Genomic DNA, 19,458 nt, shown 5'->3' with positions numbered 1-19,458 from the left:
CGGCGCTGAGATCTCACATAGTGCCGTTTCAGAACACCATGGGGAACGTGACCTACGCAACACTAATCACCCGATCGGTATGCGGGTAAACGGCCGTGATCGATTCGCCGTCCACTCGGAACCTCCCCGCACCTGTCCGGGACCGAACTGGCAGACTGCTGTGACATGCGCGGAATCATCCTGGCCGGCGGCACCGGGTCGCGTTTGCACCCGATCACGCGCGGGGTGAGCAAACAGCTGGTGCCGGTCTACGACAAACCGATGGTGTACTACCCCCTGTCCACCCTCATGCTGGCCGGGATCCGGGACATCCTGGTGATCACCACCCCCGAGGACGCCCCGGCCTTCACCCGCCTGCTCGGCGACGGCAGCCAGTTCGGGCTCTCCCTGCGCTATGTCGTGCAACCCGAACCCGACGGGCTGGCCCGCGCGTTCGTGCTGGGCGCCGACCACATCGGCGCCGACACCGCGGCACTCGTGCTGGGCGACAACATCTTCCACGGGCCGGGCCTGGGCACCAGCCTGGCGCGGTTCGAAAAGCTGGACGGCGGGGCGGTCTTCGCCTACCGGGTGTCCGACCCGACCGCCTACGGCGTGGTCGAATTCGCCGACGGCAGGGCCATTTCCATCGAGGAGAAGCCGAAGGCGCCGCGGTCCAACTACGCCATCCCGGGGCTGTACTTCTACGACAACGACGTCATCGAGATCGCCCGGGGCTTGAAACCGTCCGCGCGCGGCGAATACGAGATCACCGATATCAACCGCGCCTATCTGGAGCAGGGCCGGCTGCAGGTGGACGTGCTGCGCCGCGGCACCGCCTGGCTGGACACCGGCACCTTCGATTCGCTGCTCGATGCCGCCAACTACGTGCGCACCATCGAGGAGCGGCAGGGCCTCAAGATCGGCGTACCGGAGGAGGTGGCCTGGCGGCGGGGCTTCATCAGCGATGACGAACTGCGCGAACTGGCCGAACCGCTGGTGCGCTCCGGGTACGGTTCCTATCTGCTGGGCCTGCTGGATCAGGGACGGGACGAATAATGCGGATTCGCGAACTGGCGGTGCCGGGGGCATGGGAATTCACACCGGTGCTGCGCGGCGATGAGCGCGGAATCTTCGTCGAGACGTTCAAGGCCTCGGAATTCGAGAAGGCGGTCGGCCGCCCCTTCGACCTGCTGCAGGTCAACACCTCCACCTCCGCCGCCGGGGTGCTGCGCGGCATCCACTACACCGAGAACCCGCCCGGCCAGGCCAAATACGTGACCTGCCTGCGCGGCGCCTTCCTCGACGTGGTCGTGGACCTGCGCCCCGGCTCCCCCACCTACGGCCGCTGGGACGGCGTGCTCCTCGACGACATCGACCGCCGCTCCGTCTTCCTCTCCGAAGGCCTCGGCCACGCCCTGCTCTCCCTCGAAAACAACTCCACCGTCAACTACCTGTGCTCCCTCGAATACACCCCCGAATTCGACCGCGACCTGGACGCTTTCGACCCCGACCTGGCCATCGAGTGGCCGACGGTAGGCCGCGACGGTGAGCCACTCACCTTCATCCGCTCGGCGAAAGACGCAGCCGCACCACGTTTGGCGGACCTGTAGGCGCAGCCCCGGCCAAGGGTCCGGCGGCGCAGCCCAATGGTCGGCGGCGCAGCCCAATGGTCGGCGGCGCAGCCCAAGCGTCGGCGGCGCAGCCCAAGGACCTCAGGGCGCAGCCCAGAGGTCCAGGCCCGCAGCGTTATTGGGGTCCGGGGCGCAGCCCCCAAGGGTCCGGGGCGCAGCCCTTGGTCCGCGGGCGCAGCCCTAAGGGGGTTCGGGGGCTCAGCCCCCGCCTTCCCCCCCAACAGCATTGGGGCGCATCGCGTTAGCGATGCGCCCCAATCCTTTCGGTCAGGCCGGTCGGTCGTGTGAGCTGCGCCCGACCGGCCGGTAGGAATGTCAGCCGACCAGCTCGACCTCCAGCTCCCGCTGCTGCGCTTCCTGGCGGGCCCGCCGCTTGGGCAGGTAGACCGACAGGGCGATCAGCGCGCCGACAATCGAGACGCCGGCGGCGAATTCCAGACCCGGGCGGTAGACGTCGAGCACCTCGGTGGGGGTGGCGTCGGTGATCGAACCGGAGGTGATGATGGCGGTGGTCACCGCGAGCACGATGGCCGCGCCGACCTGCATGGCGGTCTGCAGCACGCCGGCCGCCAGGCCCTGCTCGTCATCGTCGATACCGCTGGTGGCCTGAATATTGATGGCCGGGAAGCCGACCCAGCCGATGCCGATCAGCAGCACGGCGGGCAGCAGCATGGTCAGGTAGTTCGGGTCGGTGTCCAGCCGCAGGTACAGCAGGTAGCCGACGGCCATGATCGCCATGGTGACGCCGATGATCGGCCCGGTGCCGAAGCGATCGACCAGCTTGTCGGAGACGAAGGCCGAGGCCACCACCAGCAGGCCGACCGGCAGCAGGGCGAGGGCCAGCTTCAGCGGCGACCAGCCCAGGGTCTCCTGCAGGTACAGCGTGGTGATGAACTGCCAGCTGAAGTAGGAGCCGCCCACCGCGATGATGGCGAGGCTGGCGCGCACCAGGGTGCTCTTCTTCAGGATGCCGAGGCGGATCAGCGGGTACCGCACCCGCTTCTCGACCGCGACGAAGCCGGCGAACAGGGCGGCCGCCACCACGAAGGAGACGATGGTGCGGGCCGAGGCCCAGCCCACCTCGGGCGCGGTGACCACGGTGTAGACCAGCAGCAGCATGGCGGCGGTGGACAGCAGCGCACCGAACAGATCGTGTCCGCCTTCTTCGGCGGGCTTGTCCTTGGGCACCAGGTAGATCGCGGCGACCAGGGCGGCGAGCGCGACGGGCACCGGCAGCAGGAAGGTCCAGCGCCAGCCGAGGCCGGTCATGAGGCCGCCGAAGAGCAGGCCCATGGAGTAGCCGCCCGCACCGAACACGGTGTAGATGGACAGCGCCTTGTTGCGCGCCGGTCCCTCGGCGAAGTTGGTGGTGATGATGGACAGACCGGTCGGCGCGGTGAACGCGGCGGCCAGGCCCTTGATGAATCGGGTCAGGATCAGCAGCGGGCCGGAGCTGACCAGGGCGCCCGCCAGGGAGGCGAGGGCGAAGACCGCCAGGGCAATCAGGAACACCTTGCGGCGCCCGAGCAGGTCGGCGGTGCGCCCGCCCAGCAGCAGCAGGCCGCCGTAGCCGAGCACATAGCCGCTGACCAGCCACTGCAGGGTCGAGTGGGAGAGGTCGAGTTCGGCGCCGATGGACGGCAGGGCGACGCCGATCATCGACACGTCCAGGCCGTCCAGGAACAGCACGATGCACAGGGTGATGAGCATGCCCCAGAGGCGAATCGGCCACTGTGTGGAATCTGCGGCCGCGTTGCTCACTGCGGCGCGGGTCTCGGTCAAAGTCACAAGATCGGACAGTACATGCACACGCATCAATTGCACAAGCATTAAATGCGGTTGCATGTTTTGACCGGAACGACTAGGATCTGGTCATGCCGAAGTCGACAGCGCCTGTCGAACGGCCCGCCACCAGCGGGTTGGTCGCCGAATGGCGCGATCTGCTGGCCCGGCACGCGACGACCTCGTGCGCCCTCGAAAAGGAGCTGCAAGGCCGCCACCACATCGGGCTCAGCGAATTCGAAACCCTCGACCGCCTCGTGGACGCGGGGGCCGAGAGTTACAAGATGAGTGATCTCGCCGGCGATATCCACCTGAGTCAGAGCGCGCTGTCACGCGCGGTGGCGAGGCTGGAGCGCGAGGGGCTGGTCTCGCGCAGCATGTGCGAATTCGACCGGCGAGCGATCTTCGTCTGTCTCACCGACAAGGGGCGCGCGGTGCACAGCGACGCGCTGCCCACGCACCGGGCGGTGCTGGAACAAGAACTGAGCTGAACCCAGTCCAGAGTTGAACCCAACTCGCGGGGCTCTCAGGGGCTTCGCCCCTGAAACCCCTCGGGCGGCACGATGCCGGGGCCCGCGGGGGCTCTGCCCCTGAAACCCCTTGGGCGGCACGATGCCGGGGCCCGCCGGGCCCTGCCCCTGAAACCCCTTGGGGGGGTTGGGGGCCAGGCCCCCAACCCCCCTTCTTTCAGAGCGAGTCGCGCGTGGTCTCGATCATCGGCAGTGCGTCCACTGCCAGCGCGGTCGCGGCCGCGAAGGCTTCGCGGTAGCGCTCCACATCGTGGTCTTTGTCCAGGTAGGACGCGCCCGTCAGCGATTCGACGTACACCACCGGCGGTTCCGCGGTCCGGTCCGGGCTGCCCGGGAACTCGAGCAGCACGAAGCGGCCGGCGTCCATGCCGTGGTGGTAACCGCAGTCGGCGGGCACCAGGCGTAGCCGCACGTTCGGGAGTTCGCCCAGTTTGCGCAGGCGGTCGAGCTGGCCGCGGGTCACCTCCTCGCCGCCGATGCGGTGCCAGAGCACGGCCTCGGAGATCACCACATCCAGCTGGAGCGGGGATTCGGGCCGGGTGAGCAGGGCCTGGCGGGCCAGCCGGACCCGCACGCGGCGGTCCACCTGATCGGCCGAGATGCCCGGGTACGCGCCCGCGAGCACCGCCCGGTAGTACGCCTCGGTCTGCAAAAGCCCCGGCACCAGCTCGTTCTCATAGGTGGTGAGCCGGGCCGCGGCCTCCTCGAGGCCGATGTAGACCTCGTACCCCTCGTCGATGACATCGCTGTATTCGGTCCACCAGCCGCGCGCCTTGGTTTCCCGGGCCAGGGCGGTGAGCGGTTCGATGGCGTCCTCGGGCGCGCCGTAGATGCGGCACATGGCCTCGACATCCAGGCTGCGCAGCGAGGTCTGCCCGGTTTCTATGCGCCAGATCTTGGCTTCCGACCATTCCAGCCGCTGGGCCGCCACCCTGGTCGTCATGCGCGCGCGGTTGCGCAGATCGCGCAGATGACGGCCGAGCTGCCGCCGTGGCATGGTGGATCCGGTGATCCCCTGAGGTAATGCCATCCCTCCCCCTTACGAGTTATGCGATCGCATTGTTGCACAGGAAAACTCACCGATCCACGGACCGCCTGCCCAGCGAGATCATCCTGATCTTCCCGCGCGGCCTGCTATTTCCGTGACGAACGGCCCCGGAAGCGCCAGAACTGCACCGCACGAACATCTTCCGACAGCTGATTGACCGGTTCCGCCACATCCGACAGTGCCTGGAACAAATCGTCGGCCAGTTCGGAGATGTGCTCCACCCGCGCGGCCAGCCGGGACGCATTGAGCACGAACTCCAGCAGCAGCCGCACCACGGCGGCGATGACCAGGCCCAGCGGGAGCGCGACCACCAGCCCGAAGGCCAGGCCGAGCAGCATCGACACCCGCCACAGCAGCACCGTGCAGGTGATCGGGACGGCGAACGCGCCCAGCAGTCCCAGCATGTAGGCCAGCGGCAGCAGGGTGCGGGTGGCGGCGCGATGAAATTGCAGGTCCAGCAGGGCGCGTGCGGCCTCGATGCTCCAGGAACGGAAAGCGCCCGGGCTGGCGAAGGGTTCGACGGGTTCCTCGAAATCCTCGAGCTCCGCTGCGCTTCCGCCCGAATGGTCGGTCATGCCGTCGATCTCCTCTCGCACAGGCTGATTCGGCCATGCGAAGTGTCACCGGTATCGCAGGCGCGGCGCACCAGGTGCGAGATGTGTTCTACAACACTGTCTCGGACGGGCGCTATGCGATCGCGAACCGTCGCGATACCGGGCTTGACGGCGTTATCGCAGGCAGTGGCGGTGGATCAGGTTTATGTCGTGGATGCGACAGCGTCACTTTCGAGTCTCGGAACCTATGAGAGGTCTCGATAAGGGCGACAAGCGAACCCGTAGGAAAAAGAACGTGTAACGCCGTGAACACCCCGTTCCGATACCCCGCACAGAGCATCACAGAAGTTCTACCGGGGAATGGAGAAACCAGTGCGCACGACGTTTTCGTCTTCCGTCACGGCGGCCGCGGTGGCCGCATCTGCGCAGGATTGCATCCAGCGTGGCTGGACGGTCGCCGAAACGGCCAACGGCATCTGCCTGATCACCGACGACCAGGTGGCGGGCATCGAGGTCACCGGCGAGACGGCCGCTTTCGTCCGCCGCTTCCTGCGGGCCAATGACATGACGGGCCCGATCATCGAGATCCCGGGCGCCGAGCGCCGCGAGATCCACCTGGTCACCGGCGTCGGCAAGGCCGCCATGGCCCTCGAGGCGCTGCGCGCGACCGGTGCGGTCATCTACACCGACGGCGCGGGCATCCCGCTGCCGCCGACCCAGCTGTCGGCCGGCTCCGCTAGCTGGGAAGTGGCTCCGCACGAGGCGCGCTGGGTGCCGCCGGTGGTGGCCATTGCCGCGGCCGTGCGCGCCGCCGCCAAGGGTGTCATGCCGCAGGTGTCTCGTATCGCTTCATAAGTAGGCGTTGAACCGCGAAAACCGCGGGTGCTCCCCGGCACCCGCGGTTTTCGCGTACGTGGGATGAAACGTTGCTTTGTGATCGATGTTCGATATGCGGCGAGGTGAGAGCGTCCTTCGGACACAGATCACGCGCTGTGGCGGATGATTCGCGACGGGTGTGAATTCTGATGCAGGAGTGCCGTTCTGGGGCGCACCGCATGACCCAGACGGCGCGGCAGCGCCTGATTCAGCACCAGGGCGCGCGCGTCCCGCCGGGTGCGCACATTCAGCTTGCGCAGAATCGCCGACACGTGATGGTCCACGGTGCGGATGGACAGCACCAGGTATTCGGCGATCTCGGCATTGGTCAGGCCCGCGCAGAGCAGATCCAGCACATCGCGCTGCCGCGAGGTGAGTTTCGGCAGGCTCGCGGCCGCGGCCGCGTCGGGCGAGGTGGGCTCCGGGGTGCGGACGAACAGGCCGGGCGCGCCGCCGATGGTCACCGCGACCACCGTGGCGGCGCCCGCCGCCACATCCTCCCGGGCAGTGTGCAGGGCATCCAGTGCTTGTGTCCGGTCCAGGAATCGCATGAGGCCAGCCTGGTCCCGGCGACGCCGCGGGTCTGTCCGCGCGCGCACACGCCGAGTGTCAACACGCTGACACAACTGCGCTATCCGTCCGGCGACATGGCGAGATCAGGTCACCCGCGGCGCGGTTGATGCGGAAGTGATACGTCTTGCCCGCCGGCGCGCGATCATTGATTATGACCGCCGCCACGGAAAGCACCCGGAAACTGCTGCGCACCTGCCCGCTCTGCGAGGCCGTGTGCGGGCTCGAGCTCACCCTGGACTCCGACAATCACATCACGTCCATACGGGGCGACCAGGCCGATCCGTTCAGTCGCGGTTTCATCTGCCCCAAGGGGGCCACGCTCGGGCACCTCGACGAGGACCCGGATCGCCTCACCGAACCCATGATTCGCGATCGCGCCACCGGGCGCTGGCGGGCCGCGAGCTGGGAGGAGGCCTTCGGGGTCATCCGGGAGCGCCTGCCGCAGATCACCGCGGCGCACGGAAACCAGTCCGTCGGACTGTATCTGGGCAATCCCAATGCGCACACCGTGGCCGGGGCGCTGTACGTGCCGGTGCTCATCCGGGCGCTGGGGACGCGGAACATGTTCTCCGCCAGCACCGCCGACCAGATGCCCAAACAGGTGTCGAGCGGGCTCATGTTCGGCGATCCGCTCACCGTGCCGGTGCCGGATCTGGATCGGACCGACTACCTGCTCATGCTGGGGGCGAATCCGCTCGAATCCAATGGGTCGCTGTGTACCGCACCGGATTTCCCGGGACGGTTGAAGGCGCTGCGGTCGCGGGGCGGGAAGTTCGTGGTGGTGGACCCACGGCGGACGCGGACCGCCAAGCTGGCCGACGAGCACCTGTTCATCCGGCCCGGCAGTGATGCCTATCTGCTGTTCGGCATCGTGCACACGCTGTTCGCGGAGGGGCTCACCGATATTCGCGTCGATGTGCGGGGGCTGGAGGAAGTGCGCACTGCCGCAGCGGCTTTCCCGCCGCAGGTGGTCGCGGCGCGCACCGGCGTGGACGAAGCCACCATCGTCCGGCTGGCGCGCGAGCTGGCCGCCGCGCCGACCGCCGCCGTCTATGCGCGAATCGGCACCTGTACAGCGGAATTCGGCACGATCACGCAGTGGCTGGTGGATGTCGTCAATGTGCTGACCGGCAATCTGGACTCCCCCGGCGGGGCCATGTTCCCCAATGGCGCGGCGCTGGGCATCGTGCGCAGCCGCCCGTTCCGGCCCGGGCGCTGGGCCAGCCGGGTGCGCGGGCTGCCGGAGGCGCTCGGCGAGCTGCCGGTCGCCACGCTGGCCGATGAGATCCTCACCCCGGGCGAGGGACGGATCCGGGCCATGGTGACGGTGGCCGGGAATCCGGTGCTGTCCGCACCCAGCGGTGCGCGACTGGACGCCGCGTTCGCCGGGCTGGAATTCATGGTGAGCGTGGACCGGTATCTCAACGAGACCACCCGGCACGCCGATGTCATCCTGCCGCCGCCGCGCATCGTGCAGTCCCCGCACTACGACTTCGCGCTGCTGCAGTTCGCGGTGCGCAATTACGCGCGGTACTCCCGCCCGCTGGTGCCGCTCGGCGACCGGCCGTCCGAGGCGGCGGTGCTGGCGCGGCTGGCACTGGCGGTGAGCGGGCAGGAGCCGCAGCCCGGTCTGGATCCGCTGACGGTGGTGGACGAGATCGTCATCGCCGGAACGCTGCACAAGGCGGGGATGGCGGACCGGCGCGAGGAACTGCTCGGCGCGAACACCACCGAACAGCGCATCGACATGATGCTGCGGCTCGGACCCTACGGCGCGTGGAACGGCGGGGAGCTGACTCTGCAAGCGCTGCTGGACAATCCGCACGGAATCGATCTCGGACCGCTGCAACCGCGGCTACCGGGGGTGCTGCGGACCGCGTCCAAGCAGGTGGAACTGGCGCCGCCGCAGCTGCTCGCCGATGTGGAGCGGCTGCGCGGCCGGCTGGTGGCGGAGCAACCGGAGATGGTGCTGGTCGGGCGGCGGCAGCTGCGCTCCAACAACAGCTGGTCGCACAATGTGGCGCCGCTGGTCGGCGGGTCGAATCGGTGCACGCTGCAGATCCATCCCGAGGACGTGCTCCGGCTCGGGCTGAACGGGCGGGCCGTGGTGAAGTCGGCGGCGGGCACGCTCACCGTGGATATCGAGCCGACCGAGGACCTCATGCCCGGCGTGGTGAGCCTGCCGCACGGCTGGGGCCACGGCGACAGCGACCAGCGGGTGGCGCGGGCGCACGCCGGGGTGAACGCCAATGCGCTGACCGATGATTCGCTCGTGGACGTGCCCTCCGGCAATGCCGTGTTCAACGGTGTGCCGGTGACGCTCAGTCCCGCCTGATCCGGGGAGCGGGGGCATGTCCTTCCTGCGGGTACTGCTGTGGGCGGTGCACGTCGCGCTGCCCGCCGCGGGCTTGGCGCTGCTGGTGGCGCGGCCGCACCTGGATCACGAATTCCAGCATCGCGGTGTGCATTTCTGGCTCATCCTGGGTGCGGCCCTGCTGTCGCTGGCGCTGGGCGTGCTCATGCTGCGCGCCGCCCGCGCGCACCGGGATATGCGATTGATTCTGGTTTCGCTGGTGTTCCAATTGAATTCGGGCTTCCTGGGCCTGCACGCGCTGGCCACGCCCGGAATCATTGTGGACACGGCGAATGTCGGCTTCACCGTGGCCGTGCCGGTCGGCATGATCCTGGGCAGTGTGGCGGCGCTGGCCTCGGTGGTGGACTACGGGCCCTCCGGGCGAGCGCATGGCTTCACCGAGGTGCTCGCGGTGCTGCCGCTCACGCTCATGGGCGTCTGGGCCCTGTTGTCGCTGACCCGGGTGCCGCCCTTCGATATCGTGCCCGATCCGTCCGAGGCGCAGGGGCCGCTGGTGGCGGCCGCCTTCGTCGGCGGCGCGGGCTATCTCATCGCGGCCGGCGCGTATGCCGTGCAGTATCTGCGCAATCGCAGCACGGTGCTGCTCAGCGTGCTCACCGCCTTCGTCCTGCTGGCCGAGGCCATGTTCGCGGTCGGTTTCGGGCGCAGCTGGCGGGTCTCCTGGTGGGAATGGCATGTGCTCCTGGGGGTGGCGTTCGCGCTCATCGCCGTCAGCGTGCATCGCAATTTCCGGCGGGAAGGGTCGGTGCGCGGGCTGTTCGACAGTGTCACCCAGCGCAGTACGGTGGCGGCCATTCAGCGCGATTACGCGCGGGCGCTGGAGGAGATGGTCGCGGCGCTCGATCAGCGGGCCAGCGGCGGCGTATCCGCGGCCGAACCGCTGGGCGCGGTCGGGCAGCAGCTGGCGCGGCGGTTCGGGCTCACCGAACGGCAGGTCGCGGTGCTGCAGCAGAGTGCGCGCGCCGTGGGCGACGAACGCGAGCAGGTGCGGCGGCTGGGCGCACTGGTGGCGGTCGGCGAGCGGGCCAATGTGATTCGCGGGGAACTCGAGCTGCTCACCGAGATCCAGCAGCTGGCCGGGTACGCCTTCGAACGCGATGCCGTCCGCATCGGGATCGTGCAACGCGGCCGGCTGGTGTTCGGCGACGGCGGGCCGCCCAATCCCGCCGCGTTCGCTTTTCCCTTGACCGTCAAGGGAATACAGGCCGGTGTGCTGGAGCTGGCCCGCGCGGGCACCTCGGTCCCCGCGCTGATCGCGACGGGCAGGCCGGGTGCGCCGCGGCAGGGTTTCGGGTGGCGGCCCGCACCGCAGCAGACGCCGATCGATGCGATCTACGGCGCCCAAACCAGTTACGGGGAGCCGAATCCCGGACTCGGACCGGCGGAGCACGCGGTGGCGCGGTCCTTCGCGGCGCAGGCCTCGGTGGTCCTGGAGAACGCGCGGCTGTACCAGCAATTGGACGGGCTGTTCCGGTCGTACATGTCGCCACAGGTGGCGACGACGCTGCTGGCCGACCCGTCGCAGGCCGGGCTGGGCGGGGAGGTGCACGAGGTCAGCGTGCTGATGGCGGACCTGCGCGGGTACACGCCGTTCGCGGAGCAGGCGGGCCCGGCGGCGGTCATGCGGATGCTGAACACCTATTACGGGGCCATCGTGCCGGAGATCCTGGCCGAGGGCGGGACCGTGGTGCAGTTCGTGGGCGATGCGGTGATGGCGATCTTCAATGCGCCGGTGCGGCAACACGATCACGCGCTGCGGGCGGCGCGGGCCGGGCTCGCGCTGCAGCGGGCGACGGCTGCCGTGCGAGAGCGGCAGAAGGGTGAGCCGGCCCCTGGGCTGCCCGTCGAGGGCGGCGGTGGGAGACGGGTGGGCGGCGCGGAGGAGATGTCCTGGCCCATGTTCCGGGTCGGGGTGAACACCGGGCCCGCCATTGTCGGGAATGTGGGTGCGCGGGAAATGCGGAACTTCACCGCCATCGGCGACACCACCAATCTGGCGGCGCGGCTGGAGGCGCTGGCGGATCCGGGCTCGGTGGTGGTGGGCCCGGTGACCCGGGAGCGGCTCGGGGCGCGGGCCGAGGTGAAAGATCTGGGCGACTTCGACATCAAAGGCAAGAGCCAACCGGTCGCTGTGTACGAATTGGTGGCGCTGCGATGAGATTCGAACTGCTGGAAGGGCTTTCGCCGGAGGAACGGCGGCAGTTCATCGCCGCCTGCACGCCGCGCAAGTTCCGGCGCCGCGATATCGTCTGCCACGAGGGCGATCCCGGCGACAGCCTGCACCTGATCGCGGCGGGACGGCTCATCGTGCGGGTCACCACGCCACTCGGGCACACCGCGACGCTGACCATCCTGGGGCCGGGCGAGATGTTCGGCGAGCAGGCGCTGCTGAGCCCGGACGCGCGCCGGACCGCGACCATCGTGGCGGTGACCGACGCCCAGACACTGACCCTGAACCGCTCGCAGCTGGAAAAGCTGCGGGCGGAGTATCCGCAAGTGGAGCGCTTCCTGACGACATCGCTTGCCGCGCAGGTGCGGCGCCTGTCGGCGGCGGTGCTGGAGGCGCTGTACCTGCCGGTGGAGACGCGGGTACTGCGGCGGCTGGCGCACCTGGCCACCGTGTACGGGGACGAGCGCGGCAAACCCTCGCTCATCCGATTGACGCAAGAGGATCTGGCGTCCATGGCGGGCACCACCCGCGCCACAGCAAACAAGGTGCTGCGCGAGCTGGAGGATCAGGGCGTGGTGCGACTGGGGCGCGGTGCGGTGACGGTGATCGATCGCGCCCGATTGGAGAAGAAGGCGCGTTAGATTCCGGGTGGTCGGTCTTTTAATTTCTTCGGGCGCACCATGATCGGCGCATGCAAGGGGGATGTCGTCGTGCGAAATACGGACAAAACTATGCAAAAGGGATAAATCAGGATTGCGAAACCGAAACCCCCACTGGGGATCTCGGCGACCCGCGCCCCGAAATCAAGGTCAGCGCACCCACAGCTAAGCGACTTTGGTCCCTTGCGGACCCTTTCATCCGGGAGGATCCTCGCTCGGGAAGGTTTGTCCGGCGCCAGTCGACCGCGCCCCATCAGGGCAGATATGCCGGTTCACTCATTCGCCACATTAAAATTGTTAAACCGTATAGGATTTCGGATGGCCGATGTTCGTGGCCGAGCCTCTTCCATCCGGTATTCAGCTACCAAAGGGGGCGCACGATGCCCGGTATCAGAAACGGCAGCGACGGCGAACGGGAACTACAGGAGCGCTACGGTACACAGGACCGCGCGGACCGCTTCTACTCCGATCAAGTCCGAAATCGATTGAACACCCACATGATCGATTTCATCCGCCGGATGGACATGGCCTTCATCGCGACCTCCGATAAACACGGCGAATGCGATTGCAGCTTCCGCGCCGGGCAGCCCGGCTTCCTGCACGTGGTCGACGACCGCACCGTCGCCTACCCCGAATACCGCGGCAACGGCGTCATGGCCAGCCTGGGCAATGTCCTGGAGAACCCGCACGTCGGCATCCTCATGATCGACTTCGTGCAGGATCTCATCGGCCTGCACATCAATGGCACCGCCCGCATAGTCGACGACCCCCTCATGCGCCGCTGCATTCCGGACCTCCCCCCGAACGAACGCGGCCGCATTCCCGAGCGCTGGGTGGTGGTCGATATCGAAGAGGCCTACATCCACTGCCGGAAGCACATCCCCCATCTGGTCCCCGCCCGCCGCGAGGCCCGCCAATGGGGCACCGACAATATTCGCGCCAAGGGCGGCGACTACTTCCACGCCAAGGAAGAGGCCCGCGCCGCGCTCGTCGAATACTGACCCCCATGGCTCTCGCCCCCTGCCCTCGGCAGGGGGCGAGGCATGTCCGGACCCGCTTCAGTGAATCTTGAAGATGACCGCGCGCTGCACGATGAAGTTGATCACCGTGGCGGTGCCCTGGGCGATGCCGAAGGCCAGCCAGATGCGCCACCACGCATCGGGCAGCGCGTAGTAGCAGACCTGGTTGATGCCGACCTGGAGGGCGAAGGTCAGCGCGTAGAGGATCACCACCGCCACGAAACGCTTGCGGCTGGGCTCGGCCTTGAAGGTCCAGCGGCGGTTGATCAGGTAGGCGGTGGTGGTTCCCGCGATGAAACTGATCGACTTCGCTATGGCCAAGGGCACACCGAGCAGTTGGAACAGCAGGGTGTAGAGGCCGAAGTCGACAATGGCGGAGAACCCGCCGGTGAGGCCGAAGCGGATGATCTGCGTTTTGAGGTCAACGTCCGTACCGCCCGGTTCGTCTACCAGGGGGAGCTCGGGCGGGAGGGGCAGATGGGGTTCCGCGGTCACAAGCCGAAAGACTAGCCCCCGCGATGAGCGACACAAGCCCGCTGTCCGGTTATGTCTGTAGTCTCTATGCCGATGTCCACGAAAGCTCAGACCACCACGGAAGCCGCCGACAGCTCGGCGAGCGAAGGTGCGGACACAGCGTCGACCGGCTCTTCTCACGAACTGCCGACGCGGACTCGCACGTTGACCGGATGGGGTCGCACCGCACCCACCACCTCCGAAGTGCTCTCCACCAGTGACCCGGAGCTGATCGCCAAAGCGGTCGCCATGGTCGCGGAGGACAACGACTCCAAGCCCGCGCACCTGCGCCGCGGCGTCATCGCCCGCGGCCTGGGCCGCTCCTACGGCGACCACGCGCAGAACTCGGGCGGCCTGGTCATCGACATGCCGGCGCTCAACCGCATCCACCGCATCGACCGCGATTCCCGCCTGGTCGACGTGGACGGCGGCGTCAGCCTGGACCAGCTCATGAAGGCGGCGCTGCCGTTCGGACTGTGGGTGCCGGTGCTACCGGGCACGCGGCAGGTGACCATCGGCGGCGCCATCGCCTCCGATATTCACGGCAAGAACCACCACTCCGAGGGCTCGTTCGGCAATCATGTGCGGTCCATCGACCTGCTGACCGCCGACGGCACCGTGCAGCACATCGGGCCGCGCAAGAACGCCAAGCTGTTCTGGGCGACCGTGGGCGGCAATGGCCTGACCGGCATCATCCTGCGCGCCACCATCGAGATGGCGCCGACGGAGACGGCCTACTTCATCAATGACGGCGTGAAGACCACCACGCTGGACGAGACCATCGCGGCGCACAGCGACGGCAGCGAAGAGAACTACACCTACTCCAGCGCCTGGTTCGATGTGATGAACCCGCTGCCCAAGCTGGGCCGCGCCTGCATCACCCGCGGCCGGCTGGCGAAGCTGGACGAACTGCCGAAGAAGAAGCAGAAGAATCCGCTGAAGTTCGACGCCCCGCAGCTGCTGACGGTGCCGAACATCTTCCCGAGCTTCACCGCCAACAAGCTGACCCTCGGCGCGGTCGGCGAGGCGTACTACGCCATGGGCGGCACCTACACCGGCAAGATCCAGAACCTGACGCAGTTCTATCACCCGCTGGACATGATCGCGGAGTGGAACCGGGCGTACGGACCTGCGGGTTTCCTGCAGTACCAGTTCGTGGTGCCGACCGAGGCCGTCGAAGAGTTCAAGAACATCATCATCGACATCCAGGCCTCCGGGCACATCTCCGCGCTCAACGTTTTCAAGCTCTTCGGCCCGGGTAATCCGGCTCCGCTGAGCTTCCCGATGCCGGGCTGGAACATCTGCTGCGACTTCCCGATCCGGCCGGGTCTCAATGAGCTCGTCACCGAACTGGACCGCCGTGTCCTCGAGTTCGGCGGCCGCCTCTACACCGCGAAGGATTCCCGCACCACCGCGGAAACCTTCCACCAGATGTACCCCCGGATCGACGAGTGGATCAAGATCCGCCGAAGTGTCGATCCCACAGGCGTTTTCATGTCCGATATGGCGCGAAGGCTGGAGCTTCAGTGATCAACGCGGTAGGAAATCCGCAGTCCATTCTGCTGCTCGGCGGCACCTCGGAGATCGGTCTCGCGATCTGCGCCGAGTACCTCAAGAAGGGTCCCGCCCGCATCATTCTGGCGGCGCTGCCCGGCGACCCGCTGCGCGAGGACGCCGTCGCCCAGATGAAGGCGGCCGGCGCGTCCGAGGTCGAGGTCATCGACTTCGACGCCCTGGAGATGGACTCCCACCCCAAGGTCATCGACCAGGCCTGGGCGCACGGTGACGTGGACGTCGCCATCGTGGCCTTCGGCATGCTCGGCGATGCCGAGGAACTCTGGCAGGACCAGCGCAAGGCCGTCATCGCCGCCGAGCTGAACTACACCGCCGCCGTCTCCGTCGGCGTCCTGCTCGGCGAGAAGTTCAAGGCCCAGGGCTACGGCCGCATCATCGCCATGTCCTCCGTGGCCGGTGAGCGCGTCCGCCGCTCCAACTTCGTCTACGGCTCCACCAAGGCGGGCCTGGACGGCTTCTACCTGGGCCTCGGCGAAGCTCTCCGCCCGCACGGCCCCCGCGTCACGGTCATCCGCCCGGGCCAGGTCCGCACCCGCATGTCCGCCCACGTCGACGAGGCCCCCCTCACCGTCGACAAGGAAGACGTGGCCGCGCTCGCCGTAGCCGCCTCCGAAAAGGGCAAGGAAATCGTCTGGGCCCCCGGCACTTTCCGCTACGTCATGATGATCCTGCGCCACATCCCCCGCGCGATCTTCCGCCGCCTGCCCATCTAGGGACGGGCCAACTCTCGGGACTCTCAGGGGCAAGCCCCTGAAACCCCGGTCAACACCGACGAGCGGTGGCCGATTCGGCCACCGCTCGTCGCATGTGCGGCATAGCACTTCGATATGAATGCCGGAGACCCGGAGTTCGCAGCTGAAGGCATATCGGGATACCTCGCCCGCGCCACGCGTCAGCGACTGCTGGAAGAAGACCTGCGCAGCCTCGCCGAGTTCGAGCGGAACAACCCGCAGCCGAGCCTCGCCGAAGAGTTTCCGCAGGAATAGCTCAGGTGCTCCACGAACTCAGGGACGACCGCCCACCTGGGCGATCGCACGCAGAACAGCAACTGTCGGCAGCGGACCCAACCCCTGAGAATGTACAATAATCCCAGCCAAATGGGCCTAGTTATGTACAGGAGCTGGTCATGTCGCTAACCCATATCGAGATCGACGACGACACTCTGGAAACGGCCAAGAAGCTGGGCGGGCATCGGACGAAGACAGCAGCCGTCGCCGCCGCTCTCTCTGAATACAACAAGCGGCTCTCACGAGCCGCAGCGTATGAGCACTACTTTCAACTGGCGCAGGACTGGGACCTTGAAGGTGCCGAGTCCGCTCACCGGACGGAGAAGGAGCCACCCGCGCAGTGATCGGATATCTGCTCGATTCCTCGGCGCTGTGGCGCATCCTGCGCGATCGCACTGTCTTCGAGCTTTGGCATTCTCCGACAGCCGAAGGTGAGCTGCGCTCCTGCTACCCACAACGAGCGGAGTTCATGCGTTCGGCACGCAATCTGAAGGAGTACTCCGACTTCTGCGGAATGTTCGACGCACTCTACGACGACGTTTCCGTTCCCAAATCCGCCGGACTGTGGATCGCCGGACTACAGTACCGCGCGGCCGAAAGCGGCAGCCATCGGTGCCTTTCCGCAGTCGATCTGCAAATCTGCGCAACCGCCGCATATCACGGCCTTGTCGTCGTACATGACGACGCGGACTTCGTCACCGCCGCGCGGCTGGCCACCGAACTGCGCCAACGCAACGTGCACGATGGGCCGCTCGATCCCATCCGGTGATCTATTCAGCAAGGTGTCGGCCGCCAGGTTGTCGCGGAGGCGACTCACCGCGAGTGGCCGGTGGCGACTGCTCGTGGACCCCTATTGCTCCGACTCCATGCCGGCGTCGATGTCGACCGGCTGCCTTAGAACGGCTTCGCGCCATTCGGGATCGGTGTCCCGCTGACCAGGGTGATCATGTGGTGGTTCGCGTAGCGGTGGCCTGGCGACATGATTGGGGGCGGGGCAGTGGCTAGGCTCGCAGCGGTCCATGGAGACGAATCCGGAGGCGAGGGCGAATGAGCGAGCGGGCGGGCGGCCGGGGGGCGTTGTTGGCGCGGCAGGCCGGGAATGCGGTCGGGGAGGCCGTGCTGGCAGCTGTGCTCGCCGCAATCGTGGCCGGGGTCGGGCTGGTGGCGTTCTCGATGGTGGACTGGCCGGCGTTCAATTCGTCCAATGTGACTCGGGCGTTGACGACCGTGGGCCAGGTGGTGGCGCTGGCGATGCTGGTGGCGGCCATCGCGCTCGTGCGGATGCACAAGTGGGCCTGGCTGGCGAAATTGCTGTCGTGGGGCGGGATTTCGACGTTCGTGACGGTGACGTTGGGGATGCCGCTGGCTGCTACGAAGTTGTATCTGTTCGGGCTTTCGGTGGATCAGGAGTTTCGGACGCAGTATCTGACGCGGCTGACCGATAGTGCGGCGCTGCGGGATATGAACTATGCGGAGTTGCCGCCGTTTTATCCGGCCGGATGGTTCTGGTTCGGCGGACGGTTCGCGAATCTGGCCGGGCTCGACGGATGGGAAGCGTTCAAGCCGTACGCGATCATCGGGCTGGCAGTGGCGGCGGCGGTCGCACTTGTGTTGTGGTCGAATCTGATTCGCGCGGACTGGGCGATCGCCGTGGCGGCGGCCACCACCGCGCTGACATTGGCCTATGGCGCACCGGAGGCGTACAGCGCGGTACTGGTGCTGCTCATCGGACCAGCGTTGCTGCTGGCATGGGGGGCGCTGTACCGACCCGCACAGCTCTCGGGTGACGTAGATCGGACCGCCGGTGGCTGGGGCGCGGTGATCGGGACCGGTCTGTTTCTGGGAGTGGCCGCGACCTTCTACACCCTGTACTTCGCGGAAGCGGTGTTCACTGTCTGCCTCATGGCCGTTATTGCCGCCGGTCTGATGCTGCGGGAACGGAATTCGGCGCTGCGGACTCAGTGGCATCGTGCGGCGGCGGCGCGCAGCACGTCGGGCGGGCAGGCGGAACAGGCCCCGGTGGCGAGCGGTTCGGTGCCCGGTCGCTCGCATGTCGTGCGGCCGATCCTGGTGCGGCTGATCAGTATGGGAGTCATCGCCGGTCTCCTGGCGCTCACCGTGTGGCTGCCCTTCCTACTGAAGCTGCTGAGCGGGCAGATGCCCGATGGTGGCACCGCGTTCCACTATCTGCCTGAACCAGGTTCGGAACTGCCGCTGCCTATGACCGAGTTCTCGCTGCGTGGAGCGTTCTGCCTGTTGGGGATCATCTGGCTGGTGCTGCGGGTCGGGTCGTCGCGGCGGGCACAGGCGCTCGGCATCGGTGTGGTGGCCGTCTATCTGTGGTGTCTGCTGTCCATGACGGCTACCGCCGCCGGGACCACGCTGCTGTCCTTCCGGTTGGAGCCGATTCTGCTGGCATTGCTCGCCGCCGCCGGGTCGTTCGGCTTCGTCGAGGGGGCCCGGGCGGTCTATCAGGTGCTGCACGAGCCGGCGCGATTCAAGCCGGTCGTAGCCGTGTTGGCGCTGGTGGGAGCGATCGCGTTCAGTCAGGAGATTCCGCATGTGCTCGATGCGGAGATCACCACCGCGTACACCGATACCGACGGGAACGGTGAGCGGGCGGACAAGCGGCCGCCGTCGGCAGTGTCGTATTACAAGGAGATCGACGCGAAGCTGCGGGAGCAGACGGGGCGGCCGGCGGACGGCAGTGTGGTGCTGACCGCGGACACCAGTTTCCTGGCGATCTATCCGTACTTCGGATTCCAGGCGCTCACTTCGCATTACGCGAATCCGCTGGCCGACTTCGCGGCGCGGTCCGCCGAGATCGAGCGGTGGAGCAAGATGAAGACTTCGGCGGAGTTCGTGGATGCCCTGAACCATTGCCCGTGGCGGGCGCCGGATGCGTTCTTGTTCCGTCGCTCGGGGGATGAGTACACGTTGCGGCTGTCGAAGGACGTCTATCCCAATGACCCGAATGTGAAGCGGTATACAGTTGCGCTACCACGGGATCTGTTCACCGATCCACAGTTCCTGATCACCGATATCGGGCCGTTCACGCTGGTCGTCCGGCGGTGAAGCGCTAAGCGAGATCTGCATCACTTATCCACAGAACCGGGGCGGAATCTGTGGATGGATGCGGTTTTCTGTGGATAACTCATCTACTTG

At 67.2% G+C, this 19,458-nt stretch carries 19 protein-coding genes; 14 read left to right on the top strand and 5 right to left on the bottom strand.

The features are described from left to right. The first annotated feature begins 165 nt into the window (after nt 1-165). Nucleotides 166-1,038 carry a glucose-1-phosphate thymidylyltransferase RfbA gene (rfbA, locus tag ACFVIV_RS07880; protein WP_379194027.1) on the top strand — a complete coding sequence of 291 codons (873 nt, stop codon included), beginning with the start codon at nt 166-168 and terminating at the stop codon, nt 1,036-1,038. After that, complete coding sequence (locus ACFVIV_RS07875; RefSeq protein ID WP_379194026.1) at nt 1,038-1,592, top strand: dTDP-4-dehydrorhamnose 3,5-epimerase family protein; 555 nt, start codon at nt 1,038-1,040, stop codon at nt 1,590-1,592. The genes rfbA and ACFVIV_RS07875 overlap by 1 nt, the downstream gene beginning before the upstream one ends. A 336-nt stretch (nt 1,593-1,928) precedes the next feature. On the opposite strand, the gene ACFVIV_RS07870 is transcribed toward ACFVIV_RS07875, so the two are convergent. After that, complete coding sequence (locus tag ACFVIV_RS07870) at nt 1,929-3,443, bottom strand: MFS transporter (RefSeq protein ID WP_379194025.1); 1,515 nt, start codon at nt 3,441-3,443, stop codon at nt 1,929-1,931. Between the two features lie 44 nt (nt 3,444-3,487). Between ACFVIV_RS07870 and ACFVIV_RS07865 the strand changes: the two genes are divergently transcribed. Further along, nucleotides 3,488-3,886: a MarR family transcriptional regulator gene (locus ACFVIV_RS07865; protein ID WP_379194024.1), complete on the top strand. Its 399-nt coding sequence runs from the start codon at nt 3,488-3,490 to the stop codon at nt 3,884-3,886. 196 nt (nt 3,887-4,082) lie between these two features. On the opposite strand, the gene ACFVIV_RS07860 is transcribed toward ACFVIV_RS07865, so the two are convergent. Further along, nucleotides 4,083-4,955 (bottom strand): helix-turn-helix domain-containing protein, encoded by an 873-nt coding sequence (locus tag ACFVIV_RS07860; protein WP_379194023.1) that lies wholly within the window; start codon nt 4,953-4,955, stop codon nt 4,083-4,085. Nucleotides 4,956-5,059: 104 nt separating this feature from the next. After that, a complete protein-coding gene (locus tag ACFVIV_RS07855; protein WP_379194022.1) occupies nt 5,060-5,548 on the bottom strand; it encodes a DUF4282 domain-containing protein in 489 nt (162 codons plus the stop codon). Nucleotides 5,549-5,899: 351 nt separating this feature from the next. On the opposite strand from ACFVIV_RS07855, the gene ACFVIV_RS07850 reads away from it, so the two are divergent. Next, on the top strand, nt 5,900-6,382 hold the full coding sequence (locus ACFVIV_RS07850; protein ID WP_379194021.1) for a hypothetical protein: 483 nt from the start codon (nt 5,900-5,902) through the stop codon (nt 6,380-6,382). A 128-nt stretch (nt 6,383-6,510) separates the two neighbouring features. On the opposite strand, the gene ACFVIV_RS07845 is transcribed toward ACFVIV_RS07850, so the two are convergent. After that, nucleotides 6,511-6,954, bottom strand: coding sequence for a response regulator transcription factor (locus tag ACFVIV_RS07845; protein ID WP_379194020.1), 444 nt, complete (start codon nt 6,952-6,954; stop codon nt 6,511-6,513). Between the two features lie 173 nt (nt 6,955-7,127). Here ACFVIV_RS07845 and ACFVIV_RS07840 point away from each other — a divergent pair, with 173 nt between their 5' ends. From ACFVIV_RS07840 to ACFVIV_RS07825, 4 genes are all read left to right on the top strand, one after another. Then, on the top strand, nt 7,128-9,311 hold the full coding sequence (locus ACFVIV_RS07840; protein ID WP_379194019.1) for a molybdopterin-dependent oxidoreductase: 2,184 nt from the start codon (nt 7,128-7,130) through the stop codon (nt 9,309-9,311). Nucleotides 9,312-9,327: 16 nt separating this feature from the next. After that, nucleotides 9,328-11,508: an adenylate/guanylate cyclase domain-containing protein gene (locus ACFVIV_RS07835; RefSeq protein WP_379194018.1), complete on the top strand. Its 2,181-nt coding sequence runs from the start codon at nt 9,328-9,330 to the stop codon at nt 11,506-11,508. Then, the gene (locus ACFVIV_RS07830) at nt 11,505-12,161 is read left to right on the top strand and encodes a Crp/Fnr family transcriptional regulator (protein ID WP_379194017.1); all 657 of its coding nucleotides are present in this window, start codon (nt 11,505-11,507) and stop codon (nt 12,159-12,161) included. Before ACFVIV_RS07835 ends, ACFVIV_RS07830 begins: the two co-directional genes overlap by 4 nt. A 398-nt stretch (nt 12,162-12,559) precedes the next feature. Then, nucleotides 12,560-13,180: a pyridoxamine 5'-phosphate oxidase family protein gene (locus tag ACFVIV_RS07825; RefSeq protein ID WP_379194016.1), complete on the top strand. Its 621-nt coding sequence runs from the start codon at nt 12,560-12,562 to the stop codon at nt 13,178-13,180. Between the two features lie 57 nt (nt 13,181-13,237). On the opposite strand, the gene ACFVIV_RS07820 is transcribed toward ACFVIV_RS07825, so the two are convergent. Then, nucleotides 13,238-13,693, bottom strand: coding sequence for a GtrA family protein (locus tag ACFVIV_RS07820; RefSeq protein WP_379194015.1), 456 nt, complete (start codon nt 13,691-13,693; stop codon nt 13,238-13,240). A 66-nt stretch (nt 13,694-13,759) separates the two neighbouring features. Here ACFVIV_RS07820 and ACFVIV_RS07815 point away from each other — a divergent pair, with 66 nt between their 5' ends. The 6 genes from ACFVIV_RS07815 to ACFVIV_RS07790 all read left to right on the top strand — a co-directional run bounded on the left by ACFVIV_RS07815 (nt 13,760) and on the right by ACFVIV_RS07790 (nt 19,368). Then, nucleotides 13,760-15,241 (top strand): FAD-binding protein, encoded by a 1,482-nt coding sequence (locus tag ACFVIV_RS07815; RefSeq protein ID WP_379194014.1) that lies wholly within the window; start codon nt 13,760-13,762, stop codon nt 15,239-15,241. Beyond that, on the top strand, nt 15,238-15,999 hold the full coding sequence (locus tag ACFVIV_RS07810) for a decaprenylphospho-beta-D-erythro-pentofuranosid-2-ulose 2-reductase (protein ID WP_379194013.1): 762 nt from the start codon (nt 15,238-15,240) through the stop codon (nt 15,997-15,999). The genes ACFVIV_RS07815 and ACFVIV_RS07810 overlap by 4 nt, the downstream gene beginning before the upstream one ends. 114 nt (nt 16,000-16,113) lie before the next feature. Next, a complete protein-coding gene (locus ACFVIV_RS07805; protein ID WP_379194012.1) occupies nt 16,114-16,272 on the top strand; it encodes a hypothetical protein in 159 nt (52 codons plus the stop codon). 140 nt (nt 16,273-16,412) lie between these two features. After that, nucleotides 16,413-16,637 carry a type II toxin-antitoxin system VapB family antitoxin gene (locus ACFVIV_RS07800; RefSeq protein WP_379194011.1) on the top strand — a complete coding sequence of 75 codons (225 nt, stop codon included), beginning with the start codon at nt 16,413-16,415 and terminating at the stop codon, nt 16,635-16,637. Then, entirely contained in the window at nt 16,634-17,062 is a 429-nt protein-coding gene (locus tag ACFVIV_RS07795; protein WP_379194010.1) for a PIN domain-containing protein, read from the top strand. The genes ACFVIV_RS07800 and ACFVIV_RS07795 overlap by 4 nt, the downstream gene beginning before the upstream one ends. Before the next feature lie 278 nt (nt 17,063-17,340). Further along, a complete protein-coding gene (locus ACFVIV_RS07790) occupies nt 17,341-19,368 on the top strand; it encodes a galactan 5-O-arabinofuranosyltransferase (protein ID WP_379194009.1) in 2,028 nt (675 codons plus the stop codon). Nucleotides 19,369-19,458 lie beyond the last annotated feature (90 nt).

The organism is Nocardia sp. NPDC127526 (assembly GCF_042672265.1).
Lineage (GTDB): Bacteria > Actinomycetota > Actinomycetes > Mycobacteriales > Mycobacteriaceae > Nocardia.
The sequence above is the reverse complement of the archived record's forward strand: the minus strand, read 5'-3'. Positions and strand labels throughout refer to the sequence as shown.